This is a genomic window from Pseudogracilibacillus amylolyticus (SeqCode) (assembly GCF_051918545.1).
In the GTDB taxonomy this organism is placed as follows: domain Bacteria; phylum Bacillota; class Bacilli; order Bacillales; family Amphibacillaceae; genus Pseudogracilibacillus.
The window spans coordinates 1-4,361 of sequence record NZ_JBPPZG010000278.1 but is presented as its reverse complement, the minus strand read 5'-3'; the positions used below and the strand labels follow the sequence as shown (position 1 = coordinate 4,361).

Genomic DNA, 4,361 nt, shown 5'->3' with positions numbered 1-4,361 from the left:
CTGAAAAAGATCATTTGCATATTTTATTTGAGGCACCACCACAGATAAATTTAGCGAACACAATTAATAGTTTTAAAACGGTAACTTCTAGGTATATTAGAAAAGAATTTACGGAATTCCTTGCAAAATATTATTGGAAGCCTTATTTTTGGAGTCGTAGTTATTTAATTTTAACAACAGGCGGAGCTCCTATAGAAGTAATAAAAAAGTATATCGAAAATCAAGACCGCGAAGGCTAACCCCCACTAATTGCTAACGCAATTTGAAGGGGACTGCGCCTTCACTTTTTTGTTCAAAATTATTATTGCCTTTTTTACTCAGTTTCTTTTCATTTCCTATAGCTTGTTTACTTAGACTCATATATTTTATAATTCTACCCGATTATGGAGATGCAGGAATAGCCTTATTATCTATTGTTATTTCTCTTAATATAACAGCTGTTATCCTAACTTTATATCAATTACTCGGTAAAAATGATGAAAATTAAATATGAAATTAAATTAATTGAGGAAATGGAAGTATTTGAAAAACTATTTGCATTATTAACTATTTTTGTCTTTGTACATTACGCCGACAGTATACGATGAATGTGGGTAAGGATTTGGTGAATCGCATTCAGCCATTCTTTCATCCGATCAAGAAGTTAAATATACACTTTACTCTGAAGTTTTGAATAAATACTTCAATAGGGGGAAATCTTGTTGCGAAAAATTGGGCTTGAATCGTTGAGGGTAAGGTAACGAGAGGTGGGAGTTATGAAGTATTTAGATTTTGTAATGGTTATTTTTCAGTTTCTTTCATTGTGGTTAGTTTGTTTAATTTTTGTAAGAGTGTTACATAGATACGGACAGAAGTATACTTCGGAAAATACTTGGAAAAAAGATATCATAATTTCGCTAATTCAAAGTATTGTAATTATATTTATTTTAATTCTACTTAGTAGACTTATGTAAAATCAAAAAGTTAAAATTTTCCATAAATCATAAACTTCAGTTTTAACGAGAGGTGGAATATTAGTTGCCGAATTCTCGGATTATGAAGTGGGTTTCTGGAGACTAGAGCTATTTCTCGCTATTCCTATTATTGGTGGATCTATCGTTATTAGGACTGGATATATTGCTCTTATTATTATGTTAGGGATACATATTGTGTTATTTGTATTTGCCGATCGATGCATCACAAAGAGATGAGATAATCATTCCATGAACAAGGCAGAAAGACTTGCCTTGTTTTTTAGGGTAGTACTAAAAATAAATCATTGATATTTTAGTTTTAATATTGTATTATAATTTTAACGCTTACATTTTAGATCGATCTAACCGTGAGGTGAAGATGGTCAATCAAATGTTATAAATAATTTTTAACCAAAAATTAGATCGATCCAACACGAACTAATTACCTTTAAAAATAAAAGGAGGATTTTCATGACACAACCTCAGTTTTCATTAGCATATTTAACCGTATTAAACACACCCCCACCAGAGATGACGTATATGGCTGCACGTGCGGGATATGATTTTGTAAGTTTACGCCCGATTTATATGGGTTTACCAGGTGAACCGAATTTTTCTTTAGCTAAAAATAAAGCACTTTTTCGTGATACAAAAACAGCATTAAAAGATACTGGATTACAATTACTTGATATCGAACTTGCACGGATTGCAGATGGAATTGATCCGAGTCAGTATGAGCCTGAGATGGAAGTGGCTGCCGAACTTGGTGGGCGTCATGTGTTGAGTAGTATCTGGACAGATAATAAAGAAGAAGCGATCGAGAAGTTTGCAAAGCTTTGTGATTTAGCTGCTCAGTATGAACTTACTGTTGAGTTAGAGTATGTGCCAATTGCAAGCGTTTCAAATTTAGCTGGTGTAATGGAAGTCCTTGATACGGTAAATAAAGCGAATGCTGGGTTAATGATTGATATTCATCATTTCCATCGTGCACATGATACAGTTGAAGATTTGAAAAAAGTACCTAAAGAATGGTTCCGCTTTCTCCATCTCTGTGATGCGCCTGGTGTCATTCCATCTGATCAGGATGAAATGGTGCGCATCGTACGAGAAGCTCGTTCATATGTCGGGGAGGGCGGTATTGATGTAGCTAGTATTATCAATAGTATCCCGCAAGTGCCATATTCAATTGAATTGCCAAATAAGCAACAATCTGAATTGCTTGGCTACGAAGAATTTGCTCGTCGTTGTCTCGTGACAGCGAAAGAATATTTTGCCAAACATCCTCGCCAGCAGAAGGTTAATTGCTACTAGGGTTATGGTATACTATCGATAAGGAAAAATGAAACGGAGTGTAACAAAATGACAACAGAAATTTTTGCAAATAAAAAAGCGCCATATGTTTGTACCCCTTTAACAGGAAAAACAAAGGTCGAAATCCTTGAGCAATTAGATAAAATTTTGCCACAGCAGCCAGATCTTATTGAATGGAGAGCAGACTTTTTAACAGATTTAGCGGATGTTGAACTCGTGTTAGGACTTATTCAAGAGATCAAAGGTAAGACAGATATCCCGTTGTTATTTACTATTCGGGCAGAGCATGAAGGCGGAGAAAAAATTACGTTAACTGAAGAAGATAAAGTATCTTTGATTAGTCAGGTTTGTAAACAAACGGATGTTGACTTCGTTGATTATGAAACGTCAAATGAAGAGAAGTATGTAAAAACGTTACGTGATATTTCCAAAGAAAACAATAAACAATTAATTTTATCTTATCATAATTTTAAAGTTACTCCGGATAATGACGAGATTATTGAACGTGCTCGTCAGGCAGAGGCTTATGGAGCGGATATTGCAAAGTTTGCAGTCATGCCAAACTCAAAAGAAGATGTACTTCGTTTGCTTGAAGTAACAAAAACAATTGACGATATGCTTGAAGTACCTGTAGTGACCATGTCAATGGGAGATCTTGGCGGATTAAGCCGTATCGTTGGCTGGGCTTATGGTTCAATTATTACGTTTGGTGTCGGTGTTGAGTTATCTGCTCCAGGTCAGATTCCGGTTAAAAAATTGCGTGAAGCAATTCAATTAACACAAGAATTAGTACCTAGCTGGGAGTAAAAGAGATTAGGGTGAGAATGTTCTTTATTTAAAGTCATATCGAGTCAGAAGCAATGTGACTTACTTGCAGGTTCAGTTTGCGTTTCGATATTTGGTATAAAATAAGGCTGGGGACAGGGGAACTTGTCCTCTTTTTCATCTCATGAAACATGCTACAATGGATGTGAGGGAGAGGTGGTATCTATGTTTAAAAAGATAATATGGACCTTCATAATCGTGATTGTAGCATTAATTGGATGGTTTACTTATATTGTTTATACGGATTTAACAACTTCTGAACAACCTGTTACGGAAGAACCAGATGAAACTGAAACAGAATCTACTCAAGACGAGGAAGAAGAAGAACCGATTTTACTGAATGGATCGAGTGATGAAGATAAAAACCCTTTTAATACAACAATGAAACAGGAAGAAGTAACCGAAGAGGTGATGAGAGATTTCATTCATAAAATGTCTCATCAAAAAATAGAAGCTGAAGCAAAATGGGGATTAATTGAAATCACAGATGAACGGATTGATTGGTTACTCGAAAGTGTAGATAAAACGAAGGAACCTCTACAACATAAAGAAGTGTATAAAAATATTTTAACACGCTGGGCGGATGGTAATTTTTCTCATTCCGTCGATGATCATAATACGATTTGGAAGATGCAAGGGGGAAACATTGGCAAAGCCCTCAGATTGTTAACCGCAGAGGAAGAGGAGGCGTATTTGGAGAGTAAAAGAAATTAAGTCACGAGAATCTTGAGTGCGCTTACTTTTTCACATCCTATCATTCGAATAATACGCCGATGTTTAATAGAAAGGAAGATTCGATGAGTGAAAATATAATGAGTAATAACCCATACTGGGATCATATCGGCTTGAAAGAAGTTGAACTTAATAATGGTCACTCTGTTCTCGAACTGCCCGTTATTCATGAAATCACACAAAGTCGGAAAACGGTTCATGGTGGAGTGATTGCAAGTCTTGTCGATGCAGCGGTTGGAGCTGCCCTCAGGTCGCAAGTTGAAAAAGGGATTGGCGGTGTAACGGTTGAGATGAAGGTTAATTATTTGCGCCCGGCGGTGGGGGATAAGTTAATTGCTAAAGGGCGAGTAGTCAAACAAGGAAAAACACTCGTCGTCGGCGAAGCAGTCATTGAGAATGACCAAGGCGAAGAAGTTGCAATTGGCCTGGCAACCTATATGATGAAACCAAGAGAATAATTAGGGTCTACTGAACATCTGATTTTTAGAAACAACAACTTTTTAACTGTTGGATGGGAAATTATTTTCTTCTGAAAATGTC

At 36.0% G+C, this 4,361-nt stretch carries 5 protein-coding genes; all 5 read left to right on the top strand.

Going from position 1 to position 4,361, the window contains the following annotated elements; all coding sequences use genetic code 11:
• Positions 1 to 239 (top strand): IS200/IS605 family transposase (gene tnpA / locus ACPYKA_RS19385; RefSeq protein WP_479543842.1); only part of this gene is annotated, 239 nt, incomplete at its 5' end.
• A gap of 1,185 nt (positions 240 to 1,424) precedes the next feature.
• Positions 1,425 to 2,264, top strand: coding sequence for a sugar phosphate isomerase/epimerase family protein (locus ACPYKA_RS19380; protein WP_479543841.1), 840 nt, complete (start codon positions 1,425 to 1,427; stop codon positions 2,262 to 2,264).
• Between the two features lie 48 nt (positions 2,265 to 2,312).
• The gene (gene aroD, locus ACPYKA_RS19375) at positions 2,313 to 3,071 is read left to right on the top strand and encodes a type I 3-dehydroquinate dehydratase (protein ID WP_479543840.1); all 759 of its coding nucleotides are present in this window, start codon (positions 2,313 to 2,315) and stop codon (positions 3,069 to 3,071) included.
• Between the two features lie 183 nt (positions 3,072 to 3,254).
• On the top strand, positions 3,255 to 3,803 hold the full coding sequence (locus ACPYKA_RS19370; protein WP_479543839.1) for a DUF6241 domain-containing protein: 549 nt from the start codon (positions 3,255 to 3,257) through the stop codon (positions 3,801 to 3,803).
• An 83-nt stretch (positions 3,804 to 3,886) separates the two neighbouring features.
• A complete protein-coding gene (locus ACPYKA_RS19365) occupies positions 3,887 to 4,279 on the top strand; it encodes a PaaI family thioesterase (protein WP_479543838.1) in 393 nt (130 codons plus the stop codon).
• Positions 4,280 to 4,361: the final 82 nt, after the last annotated feature.